Consider the following 1219-nt stretch of genomic DNA (forward strand, 5'->3'; position numbering starts at 1 on the left):
CCAAATTCTTGTGCAGAAACTTTCTTTGTAAAAGTATAATTCCCACCCTTTTTGTCGGCAGAGCTTAGAGATACTACCGCTACATTACCTTTAGTGTGAATTTCACTTGTGCTAAAATCATTACTTAGATTCTGTGTTGCTATAATGAGCTTGGTTGTTCTTTTAAAAAAGTTTGAGTCCTCATCTTGTATGAGGTCAAAGCTGAAATTTACACGATAAGTATCATCTGTGTTTTTTTGGATAGAAGTATTCTCATATATTATTCTATTTTCACAATTATGTAGATAGAGGGTATAATCCTCTGCTATATCAAGATTCTTTCCATTTTTATCTAAAAGTGTAAGGTTATTGATTGTTAGAGCAAAGTTACCATTGTGGGAAGTGGGTAGTTCTTTGTTGTCTTGTAGCTTTAGCTGAATATCTAGTATTTGTGAGGCGCAATCTTTTAAGATTCTATACTCATTCTCTTTAGCAAAATTATAGAGTTCTATAACTTCCTCTCTATCCTGCCCTAATGCCACTCTTAGCACCCCTTCATTTTTAGAGATGTAATATATAATACCATTATGTATAACTTCATAAAGATTTGAATCTTTAGTCGTTAGAGTTAATTCAGAATCTGTTTTTAATGCTGTGATTTTTGGATTCTCTGTGCTTTCTTCTTGATTTTCATCATATTGGAGGTAATGGATTTCACATTTATCTAAGAGAAGTTTAGAACAATCTAACTTGGCATTTTTACCAACCACTAGTGTAAGAAATGTATTTTCTGGTTGAATGATTTGGATAGGCAAAGGAGTAGCTTTAGGATAAAGGATTAAAATTTGTGTGGGATTTTCGTTTGTGCTTTGGGCTGGATTTGCTACTCTCTCTTGTGCGGTAGGATTATCTGTGTGGTTTGTTTGGCTAAGGCGAGATTGTGTATTGTCTTGCAATGGTGTGCTTTGGGCTAGATTTGTTTGAGTGGTAGAATCTTGTGTGGTAGCTAGGATTCTCTCATTAGGATTTATTTGAGCATTGTTAGTTTGTGGATTAGTATGTGAATCTTGTGTGGGTTGTGGTTGCTTAGGGCTATTAGGGAATCTTTGGCTTAGGATTTTATTGATACTTGCGACATTAGTAAGCTTTTTAGCGCCTAAATTTCCATAAAAGCTTTGGATACAATAGATATTTTCTAGACTAAAAGTTTTTTGTGTGAGGGTGTTTAGGTAGTCAAGAT

Annotated in this window: 1 pseudogene; it reads right to left on the reverse strand. The window is 34.2% G+C overall.

Annotation, left to right across the window (positions count from 1 at the left end):
- Positions 1 to 1219, reverse strand: a pseudogene (locus tag HCCG_RS12360) (hypothetical protein); the annotation flags it as partial.

Origin of the sequence: Helicobacter cinaedi CCUG 18818 = ATCC BAA-847 (assembly GCF_000155475.1) — a bacterium.
In the GTDB taxonomy this organism is placed as follows: domain Bacteria; phylum Campylobacterota; class Campylobacteria; order Campylobacterales; family Helicobacteraceae; genus Helicobacter_C; species Helicobacter_C cinaedi.